The sequence below is a fragment of the Xenorhabdus indica genome (assembly GCF_014467235.1).
Lineage (GTDB): Bacteria > Pseudomonadota > Gammaproteobacteria > Enterobacterales > Enterobacteriaceae > Xenorhabdus > Xenorhabdus indica.
Map to the genome: position 1 here is coordinate 63,176 of NZ_NKHP01000013.1, position 20,157 is coordinate 83,332.

Genomic DNA, 20,157 nt, shown 5'->3' on the forward strand with positions numbered 1-20,157 from the left:
TCTTAATTTATAGTACAAATCATAGCCTCTATTCAGAGGAACATTTGATTTCAATTGACGAAAAACAGAAAGATTTATCCTACTATTTCACAAAGAAATTGAATTGTCTTATTAACGGTAACCCTATTAATAATAAAGATAAAAATCTTTCACCATGTATTGGAATTCGTTTGAATATGTACCATCAACTGCGCGGATAGTCAGTTCACTGATTTGAGTCTTTTTCTCTTGGCGGGCAAGTCCCAACAATAAACGATGTAACGGTTTATCCACCCTATCACGAATATTGACCCGATAATGGGTGAACCAACCACATTCTGTGGCCATTTTTTCAAAGATTTCACCAATCTGATATGGAAGCACAACACAAAAAAGCCCTTCAGGGGTAATCATATGCTCAACGCAGTCCAATAGCCCCTGATGAGTCAATGACTTCGTATAACGTGCCTGATTACGTGCTTCATCGCGGCAATCAATCGCAGGTTCGAAATAGGGAGGGTTGCTCACAATCAGATCATACCGACTACCATTTTGCCGGGCAAATTCGTAAATATCCTGCTGATACACGGTAATGCGGGAAGTCCACGGAGATCGCTGAACATTTTCAGTCGCCTGCATTGCTGCATCTGCATCCAGCTCTACTGCATCAATCACCGTATCACCGCCACTCCTTTGCGCTACCATCAATGCGATCAAACCACTACCACACCCAATATCCAGACAATACTTTCTGTTACCTACAGGGGCCCATGCTCCCAATAACACACCATCCGTACCAACTTTCATTGCACACTTATCATGCCCAACGAAGAATTGTTTAAATGTGAAACCCCCACGACGAAAAGCAGGTTTATCTATTAACACCATGAACTATATCTGTTGAAATCAAACATTCGTCATAGCATAAAGCTTATAACTCGTGGATAAAAGCCACTTACATACTGGATACTTTTATTACTGACGTATGTTATAGGGTGAAGAATGCGCCTAACCTGTTTATAATCGGCGCCCCAAACAGAGGTATATGATGACTGCGACAAACTTTTCCGAATTCGAACTTGATGAATGCCTGCTTAATGCGTTGAACGACAAAGGCTATGATCGTCCGACAACAATTCAGGCAGCGGCCATTCCTGCGGCCATGGATGGGCGTGATGTACTCGGTTCTGCGCCGACAGGGACAGGCAAAACAGCGGCCTACCTGCTGCCAGCTCTACAACATTTACTGGACTTTCCACGTAAAAAGTCAGGGCCACCACGTATTCTGATCCTAACACCAACCCGTGAATTAGCCATGCAGGTTGCAGAACAGGCTAAGGAGCTGGCTGCCCACACTAATCTGGATGTTGCCACTATTACTGGTGGTGTTGCTTATATGAACCATGCAGAAGTGTTCAGTGAGAACCAGGACATTGTTGTCGCGACCACCGGACGCCTGCTGCAATATATCAAAGAAGAGAACTTTGACTGCCGAGCGGTAGAAACCCTAATTCTTGATGAAGCGGATCGTATGCTGGATATGGGGTTTTCCAATGATGTTGAGACCATTGCCGGAGAAACGCGCTGGCGCAAACAAACACTGTTATTCTCCGCCACACTTGAAGGTGAAGCTATTCGTGATTTTGCGAAACGCCTGCTGACAGATCCTGTAGAAATTGATGCAGAACCTTCACGTCGTGAACGCAAGAAAATCCAGCAATTCTATTATCGTGCTGATAATCTGGAACATAAAATAGCCTTACTATGCCATCTCTTGAAACAATCTGATGTTACAAAGTCAATTGTCTTTGTACGCAAACGGGAGCGTGTTCGCGAATTAGTGGATTGGCTGCATCAGGCAAGTATTCAATCCTGCTTCCTTGAAGGTGAAATGGTACAGGCCAAACGAACCGAAGCGGTAAAACGTCTGAATGATGGCAGAGTCAAGGTGTTGGTTGCAACTGACGTTGCTTCCCGTGGATTGGATATTGAAAATATCAGTCACGTTTTTAATTTTGATTTGCCGCGCACTGCTGATGTTTACCTGCACCGGATTGGCCGTACAGCTCGCGCAGGCCGCAAAGGAACCGCAATTGCGCTGGTTGAGTCTCATGATCATCTATTGCTTGGAAAAATCAGTCGCTATCTCAATGAACCTCTGAAAATGCGGGTTGTAGATGAACTGCGTCCGCAAACCAAAGCACCGAGCGAAAAGAAAAGCTATAAACCATCCAAAAAAGTGCTGGAAAAACGTAAGGAAAAGAAAAAGGCAGAAGAAGTGAAGAAAAAACGGGTGAAAGTGCGCCATCGTGATAGTAAAAACATCGGAAAACGCCGTTCTCCTTCCGGTAACCCCAAACCAGAATCGACAGAATCTACTCAAGATTAAATGTTTTCACGATTGACAATGGATATGGGATAAGCGGGCTATTTGCCCGCTTTTTCATTGATAAAAGACAAGAAAGTGGCCACATATCATGTGAGATACCTACTTGAATGGGTATGAACTGAATAATATTGCTTAACCTTTTGTGCATTTAATTCCTGCTGTGAATCAAATTGACAACAAGGTTCATCAAACAAAGTATTCAGTTCATTTTCACTCATATCCACCGTCCAAGTTTGCAATGACAATTTTTCGTTATAATGAACAACATTATCGTTTATATCATTACTCATGGCAGCCATCATCATACTTTCCTTGCTATCCCCTTTACTCTGCCAGGGCTTATGAATAACCAGTAATTCCTGTATGGCCTCCAAAAAATGAGCTCTGAATGAATGTAACGTATAACTGTAGTTCACAATTGTATCGACTATATTGTCTTCTGGTTCGTATTCATTCTCAAGCAGAATCTGGTTTCCCATTGGCTGAGGAAGTGGCAACGTTTTTTGTAAATTATCCAGCCAATCATTCTCAACAACATAATTTCGGATTAACCCCTTGTTTGCCATTTCACGAGCTACTTGTGGTGACCAGCCCATTCGTTTCAAAGTCCAATCTGAAACACCGGCAGAATTAAAGATAACAGCAGGCTTTCCTGTTGTCAGAGCAGCCATTGATGCCAGCCCCCCTCCCAGTGAATGACCGGTAAAAATCACATTCTCACCAAATGCCTTTAATGCCGCCTGTGACAACGCTACTGCCTGATTATATTGTTTTTCATTGTACCCAAGCCCCTGACGAATACTTGCCATAAAATCCTTTATTTCATTTGAGCCTGCAATTGACACAATATATAGTCCCTTATAATGATAGATCCCTGCCTGAAATCCCGTCGAAGTGTCATCCAGAATATCAGGATCAATACCCGCCTTTATGAGTTCATCATCTGACATGCGTACATAGTCACCAATGCCAAAACTATTTCTGCGGTATGAGTCACGGGTAACCTGCACCAACGCATAGTCGATAAATTGTGAATCTTTTCCTGCAATATCATTAGCCTTTAACTCAGGCGTTGCCATAACTTTGCTTTGAGAAGCATTGACCAATGATTGGTAAAGTAAATCGGTTTGTTTCGTATTTTCTGAAAATGAAGTTATTGATAAGGAAAGATGTTCATTTTTGGCTAGAAGTTTGCTGCCAGAAGATGGTAACTGAAGAGTTTCCTGATTTCCCTGTACAGGAGATAATCCTAACTGACTCAAAAAATTGGTATTTATTGCCAAAGCCATAAGATACTCCTACCTATTTTAAGTTAGACATAACAGACTGACCTAGATCTTCTTATCGGCAGGATTATTAACATTTTTATATCAAATTTAATTTTTAATTAACAATATAAAGTAATTACCCTATATGACACTTAATAAACAAACGTAATAATTTAATGTTGGTTTGATGAGGTCTCAAAAAGTTGAACAGACAAGAATTACAATTTACTCGCTCGTAAACTTACAATAAATCCATAAAACAGTATTTTCTTCTATCAATTCGCTTAAGTTGAACCGCAGAGGGTTCCCCTGCGCTAAGGGAATCGGTAAGCTTAAGCCCATCTGATAATCATATAAAACGGGATCCGCTATGTCCGTACCTCTCACATGGCACGATGTCATCGGTAATGAAAAGACACAACCCTATTTCGTTGATACATTGGCTTATGTCGCCAATGAACGTAAAGCAGGCAAAACAATCTATCCACCACAGCCGGATGTTTTCAATGCATTTCGCTATACTGAACTGGCTGATGTAAAAGTGGTTATTTTGGGGCAAGACCCTTATCATGGCCCAAATCAAGCGCATGGACTGGCTTTTTCAGTCCAGCCGGGTATTCCTGCACCACCTTCTCTCGTCAACATGTACAAAGAACTGGAATCTGATATTGAAGGATTTCATCCCCCCAATCATGGCTGCCTACTTAGTTGGGCAAAACAGGGGGTATTACTGCTTAATACCGTGCTGACGGTTGAACGAGGAAATGCCCATTCCCATGCTAATCTGGGTTGGGAAACATTCACTGATAGGGTAATTGCAGCAATCAATGAACACCGACGCGGTGTCATTTTCCTGCTTTGGGGTTCTCACGCTCAGAAAAAAGGCCGTATTATTGATACCCAGCGCCACCATGTTCTGAAAGCACCACATCCTTCCCCATTATCAGCACACCGTGGGTTCTTAGGTTGCAAACACTTTTCCCAAGCTAACCAGTTGCTTGAAACTCAAGGATTGCCTTCAATTGATTGGAATCCAGTATTGCCTGAATAACCCTCTCATACCTACAAAAATGCCGCCTCTATCGGCGGCATTGCAATCATAGAATCCATATCTCTTACTTAGAAACGGCAACCATAGCAGGACGCAGCAGACGTCCATTCAGGGTATAGCCTTTCTGCATTACCAACATTACCTGATTTGGTTCATGTTGATCAGATTCCATCATAGTCATCGCCTGATGCACCTCTGGATTGAAAGGAACATGAGTATCACTGACAACTTCAATGCCAAATTTACCCACTGCATCAATAAATGATTTCAGTGTCAGTTCAATACCTTCAATCATTGGTGCCAAAGTCTCATTGGTACGATCTGCCGCGTCTAAAGCACGCTCCAGATTATCGATCACTGGCAGAAGTTCATTGGCAAATCTTTCCAATGCGAATTTATGCGCCTTTTCTACATCCTGCTCAGCGCGACGACGAATATTATCCACTTCAGCACGAGCACGCAAAACCGCATCACGCTCACGAGATTGAGCCTGTTTCAGTTCCTCTTCTAACTCGGCAACACGCGGGTCAACAACATTTTCAGTCTCTGGCGCGTCCGCCTTTTCTGCATCTTTTTGTTGCTCAAATACATTTTCTGTATTTTCTGAGACTTGCTCGTCAGGTACTTTTTGGTCTTTACTACTCATGAATATCTCCGCGTATTTTGTATTATTTTCGCCACTCCCGCTTATTATGGGGATCAAAACGAGGGATTCAAGGGAACACATCATATTGTGAGGGCAAAACCATATGCTGCAGGAAATAACAGCAATAAATAATGAATTCAAATGCATCGGTATTGTCGGTCGGCCACGTCATCCTGAAGCACTAACCACCCATGAAATGCTGTATCACTGGCTGGTATCTAAAGGTTACTGTGTAATTGTGGATAGACAAGTTGCAAAAGATATTAACTTACAAGGCGCTCAGACCGGAGGACTAACCGAAATTGGCAAAATGGCCGATTTGGTGATTGTCGTTGGTGGTGACGGAAATATGCTAGGAGCCGCCAGAGTATTGGCACGCTATGATATTAAAGTCATTGGTATTAACCGTGGTAACTTAGGCTTTCTGACGGATCTAGATCCCGATAATGCCCTGCAACAACTTTCTGAAGTTCTCAATGGAGAATATCGGGATGAAAAACGCTTTTTACTGGAAGCACAAGTCACGAAAAAAGGTCAGAAACCACGGCACAGTACAGCACTGAATGAAGTCGTTTTGCACCCTGGAAAAGTTGCCCATATGATCGATTTTGAAGTTTATATTGATGAGCGATTTGCATTTTCTCAACGCTCAGATGGCTTAATCATAGCAACACCTACCGGCTCTACAGCCTATTCTCTATCAGCCGGTGGGCCAATTCTGACACCAAACCTGGATGCTATTGTGTTGGTTCCCATGTTTCCACACACGCTTTCTGCTCGTCCTCTTGTCATCAGTAGCGGAAGTAGCATTCGTCTGAAATTTGCCCAAAACAGCAGTGATTACGAAGTCAGTTGCGATAGCCAGATTGTCTTACCAATCCAGGATGGTGAAGAAGTTATCATTAAACGCAGTGAATATAACCTGCATTTAATCCACCCGAAAGATTATAACTACTTCAATACATTAAGTACTAAACTAGGCTGGTCGAAAAAAATGTTCTAAAAACCCAGCTTTCCTACTTTACTGTATAAAAAACCAGTTTATACTGTATGGAAGAACAGACATGTTTTTATACACAGGAACATGAACTTATATCATGAACTCATTATAAAAACATGGTTTTAAGTATAGGAAAAGGTAGGAGGAGCACGATGTTGGCTCAATTGACCATCAGTAATTTTGCCATTGTTCGCGAACTTGAAATTGATTTTCGCTCAGGAATGACAACTATCACAGGAGAAACCGGGGCAGGTAAATCAATTGCAATTGATGCACTGGGTTTATGCCTCGGTAATCGTGGCGAAGCGAATATGGTTCGTACTGGCGCTCCTCGTACTGACATTTGTGCCCGCTTTTTGCTGTCCGATGCTCCTTCTGCCCGTAAATGGCTAGAAACGCATCAGCTCGACGGTAGTTTTGATGATGATAATGAGTGCCTGCTACGGCGTACTATTACCGCAGACGGCCGCTCCCGTGGTTTTATCAATGGTACTGCGGTTCCCCTTTCCCAACTTCGTGAATTAGGTTCACACTTGATTCAAATCCACGGGCAACATGCCCATCAGTTGCTTTTAGAAAATCGCCATCAAAAACATTTACTGGATATCTACGCCGGCGAATTTGTGTTGCAGAATGAAATGAAGCAGGCATATCAGCAATGGAGACAAAGCTGTCAGTCACTTGCCCAATTCCAACAACAAGCACTTGAGCGTCGCTCTCGACAGCAACTACTGGAATATCATCTGAAAGAACTGAATGAACTTGCGCCTCAAGCTGGTGAATATCAAGAGCAGGACAGCGAATATAAGCGCCTGGCAAATTGCGGTCAGTTTTTGTCTGCCAGCCAAAATATTCTCCAGATATTAAGTGACAATGATGAACAAAATATCGTTAGCCTTCTCAGTTACGCACGAAATGAACTGACTGACCTTGCCAGTATGGATCATAAACTCAGTGGATCACTCAACATGCTGGAAGAAGCTGCTATCCAAATCAGTGAAGTCAGTGATGAATTGCGTCATTACAGAGATCAACTGGAATTAGATCCTAACCGCCTGTTTGAATTAGAACAAAAAATATCGCAACAAATCAGTATAGCGCGTAAGCATTATGTCTCTCCGGAAGAACTACCAGCTTTACACCAGCAGCTTCTGGAAGAACAACACCAACTTTCACAGCAAGAAGATGATTGTGCTCATCTCAGTGAACTTGTTAGTTTACACTATCAACAAACACTCAACGTTGCAGAAAAACTGCATCAGGTCCGCCAACAGTACGCCCTTGAATTAAGCCATCTTATCACCAACAGTATGCACCAGCTTTCCATGCCTCATGGGCGTTTCACCATTGATGTTATATTCGAACCTGAACATTTAAATATTGATGGAGCCAGCAAGGTGGAATTTAACGTTACAACTAACCCTGGGCAGCCCCATCAAGCACTGGCGAAAGTGGCTTCAGGTGGTGAGCTTTCTCGTATTGCTCTGGCTATTCAGGTTATTACCGCTAAAAAAACGGAAACTCCTGCATTAATTTTCGACGAAGTTGATGTTGGTATCAGTGGCCCAACAGCAATGATTGTAGGCAGGCTTCTTCGTGAATTAGGCGAATCAACCCAGGTTATGTGTGTTACACATTTACCGCAAGTTGCAGGATGTGGTCACCAACACTTTTACGTCAGCAAACAAACTGACGGAGAAGAAACAGAAACCCGAATGCAGCTATTGGACAAAAAATCCCGTCTTCAGGAGCTTGCCCGTCTCCTGGCAGGAAGTGAAGTTACAAAAAACACGTTGGCTAATGCAAAAGAACTATTAGAGGCATAAATTAAATACCCTATGGATTTCAAGATGCAGTCAATAAAGCTGTAACTTGAAAGACGACGTGTATACAACTTTTTTGTATGCTTGAAGTCATATATTTTACAGATTTCAAAATTAAAGATATAGGTAAATGGCATAAAGGTTTTCAAACTCTATAATGTTTATTATTATCGACGGCCTGACTCCTAAAGGAATGTAATTACTATGCGCTGTAAATTGTTGACTGCCGCTACTGTATCGTTGGTTATGCTAACTGCGGGTTGCTCCATGTTTGAGCGAGTTGTTTATCGTCCTGATATTAATCAAGGGAATTACCTGACATCGGCTGAGGTATCAAAAATTCATAAAGGGATGACCCAACAGCAAGTTACTTACACTTTGGGAACACCAATGCTGACAGACCCATTTGGGAGCCAAACCTGGTACTACATCTTCCGTCAGCAACCTGGTCATGCGAAAGTAAAACAAGAGACACTGACACTCATTTTTGATAGCAATGGTGTTTTAACTGATATCAAAAATGAAAAAACTTTACCTCAAAATGGATAAAGTATGCGATTTTACTTATGCGCCAGATAGTTATTTGGCGCATAAGTAACAAATGGATGTTTATTGAGCACTATTTTTCGCTCGTTCAGCCCGTTTACGCCGCATTTCTTTTGGATCCGCAATAAGGGGACGATAAATTTCTACACGATCCCCTTCTTCCAACGTATCTGTTAACTTAGCCGGACGGCTATAAATACCGATTTTATTCTTAGCCAAATCGATATCACTACGTAATGCTAAAATACCTGATTCCACAATTGCCAGTTCGACAGTTGCACCTTCAGGTAATTTTACCTTACGCAGATACTGCCGTTCAGGTAAAGCATAGATAACTTCGATATTGATATCAGGCACTATAAACCTCTCGTGCACGTTGGGTAAAAGCTTGAACCATATTACCGGTTAGCTCTTTAAAAACCTTACCGAAAGCTAACTCAATCAACTTATTAGTAAATTCAAAATCGAGATGTAACTCAATCTTACAGGCATCCTCACTAAGCGGTGTAAAATGCCATCCGCCCATTAGCTTGCGGAAAGGGCCATCAACCAACTGCATATTGATACTTTTATTATCAAATAACGTATTTCGCGTCACAAACGTCTTACTAATCCCCGCCTTGGAGACATCAACAGAAGCCGTCATCTCATTATCACTGCTACTTATGACACGGCTACCCACACATCCCGGCAAAAAATCCGGATAAGATTTCACGTCATTGATCAATTTATACATTTGTTCCACGCTGTAAGGAACTAACGCAGAGCGACTAATCTGTGGCATATCATTTCCTGTAAAACGTAACAGCGCCGAATAGTATCACTTTAATGTGGTTAAATAAAAACCCGACGAGATTTAGAGCAATAAATGTCCACTTATCGTTAAATATCATGCAGAATAGATTTCTTTCATTAACGCTTACAGTATAATACAACGCATTATGACAAAGAAAAAAGCACACAAACCCGGTTCGGCAACTATTGCCATGAATAAGCGAGCCCGTCACGAATACTTTATTGAAGAAGAATTCGAAGCCGGTTTATCACTACAAGGTTGGGAAGTTAAATCGCTGCGCGCTGGTAAAGCAAATATCAGTGAGAGTTATGTTTTGCTCAAAGATGGTGATGCTTATCTTTTTGGAGCCACGATCACGCCATTGAATGTCGCCTCTTCCCATGTGGTCTGTGATCCCACACGGTCACGTAAGCTATTACTTAACAAGCGCGAACTTGATTCCTTGTACGGACGGATTAATCGCGAAGGTTATACTATCGTTGCACTTTCCCTTTATTGGAAAAACGCTTGGTGCAAAATCAAAATTGGCGTTGCAAAAGGTAAAAAAGCGCACGATAAACGTTCAGACATTAAAGAACGTGAGTGGAAATTAGACAAAGCACGAATTATGAAGAATGCAGGGCGTTAATCACTAGCATTATTCCCCAGTATTCTGATATACTTGCGTTTAACATACTTGGGGCTGATTCTGGATTCGACGGGATTCGCGAAACCCAAGGTGCATGCCGAGGGGCGGTTGGCCTCGTAAAAAGCCGCAAAACAATAGTCGCAAACGACGAAAACTACGCACTGGCAGCTTAATAACCTGCGCAGAGCCCTCTCTCCCTAGCCTCCGCTCTTAGGACGGGGATCAAGAGAGGTCAAACCCAAAAGAGATCGCGTGGATGCCTTGCTTGGGGTTGAAGCGTTAAATTCAATCAGGCTAGTTTGTTAGTGGCGTGTCTGTCCGCAGCTGGCAAGCGAATGTAAAGACTAGACTAAGCATGTAGTACCAAGGATGTAGGAATTTCGGACGCGGGTTCAACTCCCGCCAGCTCCACCAAATAAATCAAGGGGTTGCGTGAAAACGCAGCCCCTTTTTGTTTGCCCATGTCCACTTTACGTCCACCCATTTTATTTTTCTATCATAGTAGCATCGTATAACAGGTGGCCTTTAAAACATAAGGATGATAGCAGTAATGATTGACTACAAAGTTGCATCTGACTCCGGCTTATTAACAGAACTGAGTAGATTGTCTGGTGATAATTCTGTTGGCATAACTCGTAGAAAAAAAGAGTTTCTTTACGTCGCTAGAAATTTAGAAATGAATGAGCAGCCTATCGCAGTTCTAGCCGGTGATCTAAATGGAAGTAAAGGCACATTACTCTTACTGACTAATATCAATATTCACTTCGTAAGAATTAACCTGTTCAAAAAAGTACATCACGATAAGTTTTCTTTAGAATCAATAAATGGATGTGAAGATAAGAAAGGCTTACTATTTTCAAAACTTACATTGAGTATTAATTATCACGGTTATGTATTTAACAGCATAGAGAAGAAAGCACTTGCAAAGTTCCTTCCACTCTTGAACGAATTGCTAGTAACCCATGAATCTGGATCAGATGCTGAACCACCACATGCAGAGCAACAACCTGAGCCTGGGACCCCAAAATCAAATAAATTTAAATCATCAGTACTAGACACCAGCTCGTTTTTACCCAACGTATTGAGAGAACTAATCTCACTCTCCGTATCCGGATAAAGAGGCTGAATCGAAAAACGATAGGCTATTCCAAATCTGAAGAAATACACGATAAAGTGATAGGAACGTTTATTGAGCGTGAATACTACTTTCTCTAAGCGATCTAACTATTGGAAGCATGACCCACAGATTTTTATGCTCTCTATTAGGAGCATGACCTTCATTTTATCTCGAATCCAAACTGATATATTAATCGCGATCATTATTTCAGAAATAATAATAACTATTTGAAATTGACATTAGTCTATATAATGGAATTTAAAATATATAATTTATAGGAGGGTAAATTTATAGAATTAGGAGGAAAATATTAATTTAGATTAAAAATCTATAATTAAACGTTAAATTAAAAAGAGATTATAATGAACAATCTATATGCTATAAAAAATAATATGAATCTGTCGCACTCAGTTGACATTTTAGAGGAGTTATTAATACATATATATTTACATGGCCACACATCAAATAAAGATCTTTCATTAAATAGTAGATTGCCTATTCCTATCATCTCTGCATTTAAAAAAGAATTAATAAAATACGATTATGCTGAAAATAAAGGTGTATTTAAATTAAACTCCATGGGTGTAAAATATGTACAAGATGAACTGGGATATAAATCAGTTGATATAAATAAATATAACTTGCTGTCATCAGAAGAAAAACGAGAAGAATTCGAGAAAGAGCTTTCCGTTTTATTGGAGCCTATATATAACAGCAGGCCTCAAGTCAATGTTTTGTTAGATCAAGCACATGCGACATTAGAGACATCAATACGCCGGGTAATGCTATTACTTAATAATCCACGAGTATTTAAACAAAATATTTTATTTTTGGGTGATGATGATTTGACTTCCTTAGCCCTGATGATGGCATTTAAAAAGCTCGGCTACGATTGCTCAAAAAATATTTTTGTCAAAGATATCGATCAAGACCTGCTAACTTTTATTCGAGATGTCGCAGAGCAGAATAATTTTGTCATTAATACTGAATACTTAGATCTAAAACTCGCTAATATATACACTAAAAATTTTGACATCGTCTTGACTGATCCACCTTATACATTGAGCGGATTAAAACTATTTTTATCACGGGCAATTAGTTTCACTAAAAATGATAATAGTGAGATCTTACTCTCCTTTGGTCAAAAAAAACCAATGGAAAACCAAGAAGTTCAAAGGTTATTCAATAATCAGAATCTTCTTATCAAAAATATTTATCCGCAATTCAATAAATATCATGGCGGAAGTATTATCAGTAATGTCAGCGATCTCTATGTTCTTGCTGTTACACCTCAAACATACCCGACAATCTCAGGGGGAAATAATTATTCAGATAAAATCTATACTGGAGAAATTAACCCTCGTATAAAATTTTACCAATGTAAATCATGTAATAACATGATAACCATTGGACACGGAAAGAACATATTAACGATAGAACAACTCATAAAGGCAACTTGTAATAAGTGCCACGGCACTAAATTTCAATATCGTGGTCAGGAAAAAGTAAGTTCACCGGATAATACACGACAACTCGGCACTCACATCATCATAGATATGAAAGATTGTGATGCAGAGGTACTGAAATCTGTATCAGCCATTGAAAAAATCATGCTTGATATTGCCCAACAATGTCAGCTGAATGTTGTGACTCATAACTTCCATCAATTCCAACCATGGGGTGTCAGTGGTGCACTAATATTAGCAGAGTCACATTTTACTATTCACACATGGCCTGAATATCAGTACGCTGCTCTTGATTTATTTGTTTGCAATGAATTTAAACATCAAGATGCATTTATGATGCAACTACAAACGCAACTTAATGCTCAAGAATATGAGTATAAGATACTACAGCGGGGTTTTTAATTTTAAAATAAATAGAATATCTTCTTAGCACCTTACTCAACGTTGAAACATTAAGTTTATTCACTCAACGAAAGAACTGATTGTTAATTAACCGGGCGTGAAAGACAATCAGTTACAGAATAAATAATACAAATCGTTATGATATCCCGAAACTGATTGCTTGATACCCAAAAAGCACAATAGGGCCCTGAAAGCCCTTTAGATTAAACCGTTTTAATATAAAAAATATTCAAATAGAAAGTAGACGTTTTGCAAAACTCCCCTCTTTATTCTCTTTTTTGAATTTTCTATACTTTGATGCATAGCTTAGCATTGTTTCTTGATGCGGATATTCACGGATAAATATCCCTCCCCACAAATCATCCCATTTTTGATAATTGGGATCATTCAATAAATATATATGTGCTTTCTTGATATTCCAATGAGGAATACCCGGATACAAGTGATGCACTAAGTGATAATTATCATAATGTCTTCCAAACAAGAAGCGTTCCCACCAAATACCTTTTGTATTTCGTGTTAGCAATAATGCCTCCTTTTCGGATGCGGGCAGAGGATAATGTTCAGCTATGCCGATAATCCACCCAATAGCTACTGTAACCGTAAATAATGGAACTATCCAAAGTAGAATAAAATACAGGAAGTAACCAGAATAAATGATAATTGAAAGTATGATAATCCAATAAATAAAAAAGTAAGTTGATTCTTTATCATTTTTATTTTCTGATTTTTTCTTTATAACTTTATCTTCGTCTTTTTTTAACTCTTTATTCCTCCTTGATTTAATTATGTCTTCTATGACATATTTTATATATTTGAATGTTCTGTATCCTGAAAGGGTTAATAATATATTTTGTATAAAAAACTCCCTATCATTTTGATTAAAATCATATAATCCACTATCTATATGGAATTTATAATCAGGATCTTTTTCTGGGTCACCTAAATGAGCGTGATGATACCTGACATGGGGATCTTTATAAGTGCTAAGCAAATGAAATACCAAATGCCCAGATAAAAAAGTCCCGGCGATATAATTCAGGAACTTGTTTTTAGCTAAAACATGATGAGATGAATAATGTAATATATTAGTGAACGCCCGTTGTGTCGAACCTATCATCAATAAAGAGAGTGGGTAGAACCAGAAACTTATACCAACACTTAAATATATCGCAATTATTACAACAAGATAATCTTTTGAAAGTGCAATAGCCCAGTGATAATTATCCAATTTCCTTAGTGTTCTTAAACTGGAAATCACATTGCGAGATATATTGAAATGATTACTTAAATTTATTTCAGACAACGGCATAATTAAATCCTCTCCTGATATTTTATTAACAATGAGATGAATTAAGTTTTGATAGTTAACTATGTGACTGGAAGGTTCGTTTAATCAGCTTTCTTATTCCAGTCACTTAAGATAACTTAAAAGGAATTACGTCAATATTTCATTTTTCTCATTAAGAATGATATCTTCTGACTGTAAAAGGGCTTTAAGCTTTTCAGCACATAAAAACTCTTCTCCCATCATCAAGATATCATCTTGATCACGTTGAATGTGCTCAGCCAACTGCATAACTAAAGCAGCAGCGCCTGTAGCGGTTAAATGTGCTTGTCCCTTCGGGTCTTTAATATGGGTATATATGTGTTTTCGATCCCCTTTTTCATCAGTTCCATGTATATCAATCCGAATTTGATGCTGATCTCCGGTACCGGGATGATAAAAAATCTTTTTACGTAACTTTTTAAACAGATCACCTGATATCAATTTCCAAATACCATTTTTTATAAAAAATGATAAGATCTTATTCGCCTTATGATTATCATAACCAATTCTCGTGGCAACGGTTTGAGCATTTGTTATTAAAGGCAAAATAAATTGATCAGGCATATCTATGCGAAAAACACTATACCGACAATTATCATCAAATAAGATAATACGTTCATCCGAAAAAGGGCGTGTTTTCTGATATCGCCCATTTTTTTTTACAGTAAATGGCGTCGCAAGGCTATCTAAATAATCAAATGAATCCGGGCCTGACTGATCATTCGAAGCACTGAGTATACTGATATCAATACTCGTGGCGTTCACCAATGATTTACTCATATTATTGGCAAGTGTTGCAACCACACTCGCCATCCACGATGACGCAAAAATCATTGAGCTTGGTTTTTTATTTTTCATGATTACAGCCTTGCTTAGTGCAACCTGCAATCGTTCAGTCCAACGCGTTATATCTATATAAGCGATACCATTTTTATTTGCAAAATGCAATAAATTATCTTTTGGATCATTAACAGTGGCTAATATTATGTCAATTTTTATTTCATCTGATAAATCGATATTATCAATATCAAGAGCCACTGCCTTTGCATTTCCTAATGTTTGGGCTAATTGACTGGCATTATAAATATTTCTTCCTGCAATAATTAACTCCAACTCAGGAGCATGCTGATTTAAAATCTGCGCAACTTGCTGCCCAACAATGCCATATCCTCCGACTAATAAGACAGATAATTTTTTCATTTAATAAACCCTCAGAATAGAACTCAAGATTTTCTTTCTAGAATGATTAAGTACATTTGACAATACAACTTCAATTATTGCGTAACCTTTTATTCATGCGTTTTTTAGCTAAACTCCTTCTATCATTTTGATTTATATTTTCCTTATCTTGATGCGTACCACTATATTTATTGATTATATTCTGCAACGCAGTTTGGAGTTTAACTACAGAACTATAAGTAAACATCATTGCAATGGGAATATCCATATTTAACTTCTTCTTTAATTTTTCATTAACTTGAACAATATCAAGTGAGGTCGCGCCTAAATCAAAAAAGCTTATATATTCATCCAGTTCAGAAAGACCCAGTTGGTGTCTCCATACTTCTATAATAATCTCTTTTATTGAATCCTCAGCACGCGAATGTTTTATATTGTATACATGATCTTTATTATTTAATCGTGAAAGCTCATCTTGTTCTATTCTGTCTTTTATGGGTAATACTGACACTGAAAATTTATTAGGATAATGGGAAATTATCTGAAGAAATACATCTTGCCCTTCTTGGTTAGTTAAACCGAGCGTTGTATTGGAATTTGTTATAGTATTAACCGCCATACCCACTTCTAACCATCGATCCCAAGAGATGGAACAAATCCTGAAAGGAAACCTCTGGTCGTCTGCAATCGCCTCTAAATAAGCATTAGCCGCAACATACGCAGATTGCCCATAAGCTCCGTAATAAGATAGCAAAGAAGAACAAAACAGCATGGAACGAAGGCTTTTGTCACTAAAATAGGAAAGCAAGTTATTAGCACCCATGACTTTAGCAGCCATGATATCACGATGCAATGTGAGATTAGGTTGCGCAATCAATGCACCAGCATCAGATCCTGCTGCATGTATCACCATACTGAATGGTCCCAATTCCTTCTCAACTGATTGCAGCAATGAATGAAGCTCTTTTTCACAAGAGACATCAATAGAATGAATATAAACTTCACTCCCAACTTGTTCTATTTTTTCGATACTCTCAATTTTTTTCATTGTTTCCATTTGTGTTGGATCTTTCTTTATAAGATCCCATTCAGATCTTGCCGGAAACGGTGAGCGAGAGGCTAAAACAAAACGTGCACGATACTGAATTGCTAATGATTCTGCCAGCTTTAATCCTATACCACCAAGACCCCCACTAATAAATACTAAATCCCCTTCTTGTAATCCATGTGATTTCTCAACACTATTCAGAGGCGTTATTGATAATGGTTTGAATTCAGGAAGCCATAACTGACCATGCCGTATTGCAACTTGATTATATTTACCTGAATTCACAAGACCCCGTATCAGCAAGTTAGATCTGTCATCCTGTACGTCATTTCCAGATAAATCTATTTGCATTACTTGATGCTGTTGGTACTCATGAGAAATTGATTGAACCAACCCCTTTAACAATGAAATCGTTGGTATCGCTTGTTCACATCCCAGCACGTTTTCAATTTCAGGGGTGAAAAGAATAAATCGTGCAGCTTGCAATTCTAGCAGAGTTAAAATGATGCGAAGACCTTCAACCCATTGCAAATAGTATTCAATGGGATCATTTTCGCATCTTTCTTTTTCAGGGATCAGAAGAAATCTACTTTCAGGTAATGGTGTTAATGATTTAAGACTATCTGAATCATCAATAAAAATCACTGTGCTATCAGGCCACAATGCTTTGCTTGAAGCAAGATAACCGGCATGACTTGATTGAGTACAAAGAATAAAAACCGGTTGATCTATATTTCCTTCTTCTATTTGAGGATAAAGTTCTCGCTGCCAACCAGGGAAATAGAGTTTATTATTATTTAACGTATTATTATCACTATTTACATTGATGCCAGAAACTAATTTATCCCTGAGTTGAGTATACTCCGTTCTGGCAAACTGATACACTGGCATATGAATCAAATGCCCTTGTAGCGGATTGATATTTTGCCAATCTATACCTTCGGTATTACACCATATTTTCCCAAGCTGACGATAAAAATACTCATGATCATCATCTGTTAAATTAGGGTGTTTAATCATATTAATGATTAATGGTTTATTTTCATTTTCGTTTTGATAATATTTATGTATGAAACTGGATAAAGTATTACCCGGACCCACTTCAATAAAAACAAGGTCATGGAACTCTGACAATGTTTCTATGCTACCTAAAAAATCAACTGTATTTCGTTGATGTGACAACCAATATGCAGATTGCCTGATACCTTCTTCAGAATGCCAGCTACCTGTTAAATTAGAAAGAATGGGTATTACAGGATGGTTAAAATTGACTGAATTTAACGCCTTAGCATATTCTGTCTGAATCTCATTTATCGTTCTGGAGTGGAATGCATGAGAGGTTTTTAATCTTCTGCATTGGATATTATCATTTTGAAGAGCAGATGCCAGCCTCTCAATATTAGCCGCATTACCAGAAATGACGACAGATTCTTTACCATTAATTGCAGCTATATCAAATTTTTCATCAAGGTAACTGCGTATCTGTTCTATTCCTAATGCGACACTCAGCATCATCCCTGGTGACATCATTTCGATGAGTTTTGCCCGTTGACTGACTAAGTGTAGGGCGTCCTTGAGGGAAAATACGCCAGATATTGTTGCCGCAACATACTCACCTAAACTATGCCCAAGTAAGGCAAACGGTTTAAATCCTTTATGTTGCAGTAAAGATGTCATGGCATATTCAACAATAAAAATAGCTAGTTGGGTTATTTCGTTGGATACGCTCTTCTGTTCAGATATATTCACAAAAAAATCATGCAACTCTTTTTGAGTATCTTCAGATAATAAATCGAAACAATCCTGGCAGCTATTTCTGAATATTGTTTCCTGCTGATATAAGGCATAAGCCATACCCGGATATTGTGTTCCCTGCCCCGGATATAAAAAGACGATCCTCTTGGCTGAATGTTTTGCTTTTCCGTGAATAAAATCAGATAAGGTGCTGGATGTCTTACTCCCGGAACAAACCAATACAGATCGGGAATCAAAGTGTTCCCGCCCTTGTTGCAGGGTATAAGCAATATCAGACAATTTATGCTTTTTCTCTGAAAGAAGTTTTAGCAGCTCATTTTCCATCATCGATAAACTTGATGCATTCTTAGCAGACAACGGCAAAAGTGCCACTTGTTCAGGTGATTCAGGTTTCAATGGTTCATGGAGCATCTCTTCGAGGATGACATGCGCATTTGTCCCTCCAATACCAAAAGAACTGACGCCCGCCCTTCTGATTGATTCGCTATGCCACTCTTGGCTATTTTTATTAATGTAAAAAGGTGATGATTCCAGCTTTAATTTAGGATTGGGTGTGCTGAAATACTTATTGGCACAAAGCATTTTGTTTTTCAGCATTAATGCCGTCTTAATTAAACCCGCCATACCAGCAGCACTATCAAGATGCCCAATAATAGATTTAGTTGAACTTATTGCAATACTGCCCACCGGACAATCATGGAATACATTTTTTAACGCAGTAATTTCAATTGGGTCACCTAATTTAGTTGCCGTTCCGTGTGCTTCAATATATGAAATTGATTTAGGATCAATTTTGGATACTGTGATTGCACTACGAATAACATCTGTTTGCCCTTCAATACTTGGCGCGGTATAGCCAATCTTTCTTGCACCATCATTATTGATCGCGCTTCCTTTAATCAAAGCAATAATAGGCCGTTTTTCTGCAAGAGCCTGCTTTAACGGTTGCAGCACAATGGCTCCAATGCCCTCGCCTCCCACAGTGCCATTGGCCTGTTCATCGAAAGGGCGGCAAACACCATCCGGTGATTCTATCATGCCATCCAGATAGAGATATCCCTGTTGATTTGGTGTCACCAAAGCGGCGGCAGCCACTAAAGCCAACTGGCATTCGCCCAGTAATAATGCACGAGCTGCCATATGCACTGCGGTTAATGAAGAAGAACAAGCGGTTTGTAGTGCAACGGCCGGACCAGTCAGCCCCAACTTATACGCTAACCGCGTGGCCGCAAAATCTTTTTCGATAAGACTAAATGCAGAAAATAAACCGACTCCATCTTGCTTGCTCTCTTCATAAGCTGCCATTTGCCACTGTAACTGAGCACTGGCTGCCAAATAACAGCCTACTTTTCCTTTATAAGCTGAAGGCACTAAACCTGCTGAACCTAATGCATCAAAACTACATTCGTGAAGGTGCCTGATTTGTGGCTCAAGTAATTCCGCTTCGCGCTTATTGTATTGGAAAAACTCAGCATCAAACCGTAAAGGATTTTCAATCACACCTTTCGCATTGACATAATTCTGGTGCTTATATTCATGTTCAGGAACACCATTCTTAGCTAACGTTTCATCAGAAAACCGGGTGATACAGTCATTACCCTCAAGACAATTTTTCCAAAAACTTTCGACCGTTGGGCTATCAGGAAACCGGCAGGAAATGCCAACAATAGCGATTTCCAGACCTGTTAATTTTTGAGATAATTTATCATTAATTGGGTTTTCTTCTTTACTCAT

At 39.2% G+C, this 20,157-nt stretch carries 16 protein-coding genes, 1 other RNA gene and 1 pseudogene; 10 read left to right on the forward strand and 8 right to left on the reverse strand.

What is annotated here, in order from left to right; all coding sequences use genetic code 11:
• Positions 1 to 126: 126 nt before the first annotated feature.
• Positions 127 to 867 carry a tRNA(1)(Val) (adenine(37)-N(6))-methyltransferase TrmN gene (trmN, locus tag Xind_RS11720; RefSeq protein ID WP_187650085.1) on the reverse strand — a complete coding sequence of 247 codons (741 nt, stop codon included), beginning with the start codon at positions 865 to 867 and terminating at the stop codon, positions 127 to 129.
• Positions 868 to 1,027: 160 nt separating this feature from the next.
• On the opposite strand from trmN, the gene srmB reads away from it, so the two are divergent.
• On the forward strand, positions 1,028 to 2,368 hold the full coding sequence (srmB, locus tag Xind_RS11725; protein ID WP_187650103.1) for an ATP-dependent RNA helicase SrmB: 1,341 nt from the start codon (positions 1,028 to 1,030) through the stop codon (positions 2,366 to 2,368).
• Between the two features lie 86 nt (positions 2,369 to 2,454).
• Here srmB and Xind_RS11730 read toward each other — a convergent pair whose 3' ends face one another.
• Positions 2,455 to 3,657, reverse strand: a complete 1,203-nt coding sequence (locus Xind_RS11730) for a Tle-like phospholipase domain-containing protein (protein ID WP_047684053.1) — start codon at positions 3,655 to 3,657, stop codon at positions 2,455 to 2,457.
• 349 nt (positions 3,658 to 4,006) lie between these two features.
• Here Xind_RS11730 and ung point away from each other — a divergent pair, with 349 nt between their 5' ends.
• Entirely contained in the window at positions 4,007 to 4,687 is a 681-nt protein-coding gene (ung, locus tag Xind_RS11735; protein WP_187650086.1) for a uracil-DNA glycosylase, read from the forward strand.
• Between the two features lie 64 nt (positions 4,688 to 4,751).
• Here the strand turns inward: ung and grpE are convergent, their stop codons facing one another.
• Positions 4,752 to 5,333: a nucleotide exchange factor GrpE gene (gene grpE / locus Xind_RS11740; RefSeq protein ID WP_047684057.1), complete on the reverse strand. Its 582-nt coding sequence runs from the start codon at positions 5,331 to 5,333 to the stop codon at positions 4,752 to 4,754.
• Positions 5,334 to 5,457: 124 nt separating this feature from the next.
• Here grpE and nadK point away from each other — a divergent pair, with 124 nt between their 5' ends.
• From nadK to bamE, 3 genes are all read left to right on the forward strand, one after another.
• Positions 5,458 to 6,336, forward strand: a complete 879-nt coding sequence (nadK, locus tag Xind_RS11745; protein ID WP_187650104.1) for an NAD(+) kinase — start codon at positions 5,458 to 5,460, stop codon at positions 6,334 to 6,336.
• Between the two features lie 149 nt (positions 6,337 to 6,485).
• Positions 6,486 to 8,159 (forward strand): DNA repair protein RecN, encoded by a 1,674-nt coding sequence (gene recN / locus Xind_RS11750; RefSeq protein WP_047684063.1) that lies wholly within the window; start codon positions 6,486 to 6,488, stop codon positions 8,157 to 8,159.
• 201 nt (positions 8,160 to 8,360) lie between these two features.
• A complete protein-coding gene (gene bamE / locus Xind_RS11755; RefSeq protein WP_047684066.1) occupies positions 8,361 to 8,705 on the forward strand; it encodes an outer membrane protein assembly factor BamE in 345 nt (114 codons plus the stop codon).
• A 60-nt stretch (positions 8,706 to 8,765) separates the two neighbouring features.
• Here bamE and Xind_RS11760 read toward each other — a convergent pair whose 3' ends face one another.
• On the reverse strand, positions 8,766 to 9,059 hold the full coding sequence (locus Xind_RS11760; protein ID WP_047684068.1) for an RnfH family protein: 294 nt from the start codon (positions 9,057 to 9,059) through the stop codon (positions 8,766 to 8,768).
• Complete coding sequence (locus Xind_RS11765) at positions 9,052 to 9,486, reverse strand: type II toxin-antitoxin system RatA family toxin (RefSeq protein ID WP_047684070.1); 435 nt, start codon at positions 9,484 to 9,486, stop codon at positions 9,052 to 9,054. The genes Xind_RS11760 and Xind_RS11765 overlap by 8 nt, the downstream gene beginning before the upstream one ends.
• Before the next feature lie 157 nt (positions 9,487 to 9,643).
• Between Xind_RS11765 and smpB the strand changes: the two genes are divergently transcribed.
• From smpB to speD, 5 genes and pseudogenes are all read left to right on the forward strand, one after another.
• Positions 9,644 to 10,126: an SsrA-binding protein SmpB gene (gene smpB / locus Xind_RS11770; protein ID WP_038259640.1), complete on the forward strand. Its 483-nt coding sequence runs from the start codon at positions 9,644 to 9,646 to the stop codon at positions 10,124 to 10,126.
• A gap of 50 nt (positions 10,127 to 10,176) precedes the next feature.
• Positions 10,177 to 10,540, forward strand: a transfer-messenger RNA (tmRNA) gene (gene ssrA, locus Xind_RS11775).
• 262 nt (positions 10,541 to 10,802) lie between these two features.
• Complete coding sequence (locus Xind_RS11780; RefSeq protein ID WP_246432524.1) at positions 10,803 to 11,243, forward strand: PH domain-containing protein; 441 nt, start codon at positions 10,803 to 10,805, stop codon at positions 11,241 to 11,243.
• Positions 11,192 to 11,341 (forward strand): annotated as a pseudogene (locus tag Xind_RS11785) (IS1 family transposase); the annotation flags it as partial. The gene Xind_RS11780 and the pseudogene Xind_RS11785, both read left to right, overlap by 52 nt.
• A gap of 264 nt (positions 11,342 to 11,605) precedes the next feature.
• Positions 11,606 to 13,111: an adenosylmethionine decarboxylase gene (gene speD, locus Xind_RS11790; protein ID WP_047680351.1), complete on the forward strand. Its 1,506-nt coding sequence runs from the start codon at positions 11,606 to 11,608 to the stop codon at positions 13,109 to 13,111.
• Positions 13,112 to 13,340: 229 nt separating this feature from the next.
• Here the strand turns inward: speD and Xind_RS11795 are convergent, their stop codons facing one another.
• The 3 genes from Xind_RS11795 to Xind_RS11805 all read right to left on the reverse strand — a co-directional run bounded on the left by Xind_RS11795 (position 13,341) and on the right by Xind_RS11805 (position 20,157).
• Positions 13,341 to 14,423, reverse strand: a complete 1,083-nt coding sequence (locus tag Xind_RS11795) for a fatty acid desaturase family protein (RefSeq protein ID WP_187650088.1) — start codon at positions 14,421 to 14,423, stop codon at positions 13,341 to 13,343.
• A 126-nt stretch (positions 14,424 to 14,549) separates the two neighbouring features.
• Complete coding sequence (locus Xind_RS11800; RefSeq protein ID WP_187650089.1) at positions 14,550 to 15,641, reverse strand: saccharopine dehydrogenase family protein; 1,092 nt, start codon at positions 15,639 to 15,641, stop codon at positions 14,550 to 14,552.
• Between the two features lie 70 nt (positions 15,642 to 15,711).
• On the reverse strand, positions 15,712 to 20,157 hold the full coding sequence (locus tag Xind_RS11805) for a type I polyketide synthase (protein WP_187650090.1): 4,446 nt from the start codon (positions 20,155 to 20,157) through the stop codon (positions 15,712 to 15,714).

Excerpts from the sequence above, each read along its gene's own strand:
- bamE (WP_047684066.1), top strand. The coding sequence starts at position 8,361 with ATGCGCTGTAAATTGTTGACTGCCGCTACTGTATCGTTGGTTATGCTA.
- speD (WP_047680351.1), top strand. The coding sequence starts at position 11,606 with ATGAACAATCTATATGCTATAAAAAATAATATGAATCTGTCGCACTCA.
- srmB (WP_187650103.1), top strand. The coding sequence starts at position 1,028 with ATGACTGCGACAAACTTTTCCGAATTCGAACTTGATGAATGCCTGCTT.
- Xind_RS11795 (WP_187650088.1), bottom strand. The coding sequence starts at position 14,423 with ATGCCGTTGTCTGAAATAAATTTAAGTAATCATTTCAATATATCTCGC.
- Xind_RS11800 (WP_187650089.1), bottom strand. The coding sequence starts at position 15,641 with ATGAAAAAATTATCTGTCTTATTAGTCGGAGGATATGGCATTGTTGGG.
- smpB (WP_038259640.1), top strand. The coding sequence starts at position 9,644 with ATGACAAAGAAAAAAGCACACAAACCCGGTTCGGCAACTATTGCCATG.
- ung (WP_187650086.1), top strand. The coding sequence starts at position 4,007 with ATGTCCGTACCTCTCACATGGCACGATGTCATCGGTAATGAAAAGACA.
- trmN (WP_187650085.1), bottom strand. The coding sequence starts at position 867 with ATGGTGTTAATAGATAAACCTGCTTTTCGTCGTGGGGGTTTCACATTT.
- Xind_RS11780 (WP_246432524.1), top strand. The coding sequence starts at position 10,803 with ATGAATGAGCAGCCTATCGCAGTTCTAGCCGGTGATCTAAATGGAAGT.
- Xind_RS11805 (WP_187650090.1), bottom strand. The coding sequence starts at position 20,157 with ATGAGTAAAGAAGAAAACCCAATTAATGATAAATTATCTCAAAAATTA.
- Xind_RS11730 (WP_047684053.1), bottom strand. The coding sequence starts at position 3,657 with ATGGCTTTGGCAATAAATACCAATTTTTTGAGTCAGTTAGGATTATCT.
- Xind_RS11765 (WP_047684070.1), bottom strand. The coding sequence starts at position 9,486 with ATGCCACAGATTAGTCGCTCTGCGTTAGTTCCTTACAGCGTGGAACAA.
- recN (WP_047684063.1), top strand. The coding sequence starts at position 6,486 with ATGTTGGCTCAATTGACCATCAGTAATTTTGCCATTGTTCGCGAACTT.
- grpE (WP_047684057.1), bottom strand. The coding sequence starts at position 5,333 with ATGAGTAGTAAAGACCAAAAAGTACCTGACGAGCAAGTCTCAGAAAAT.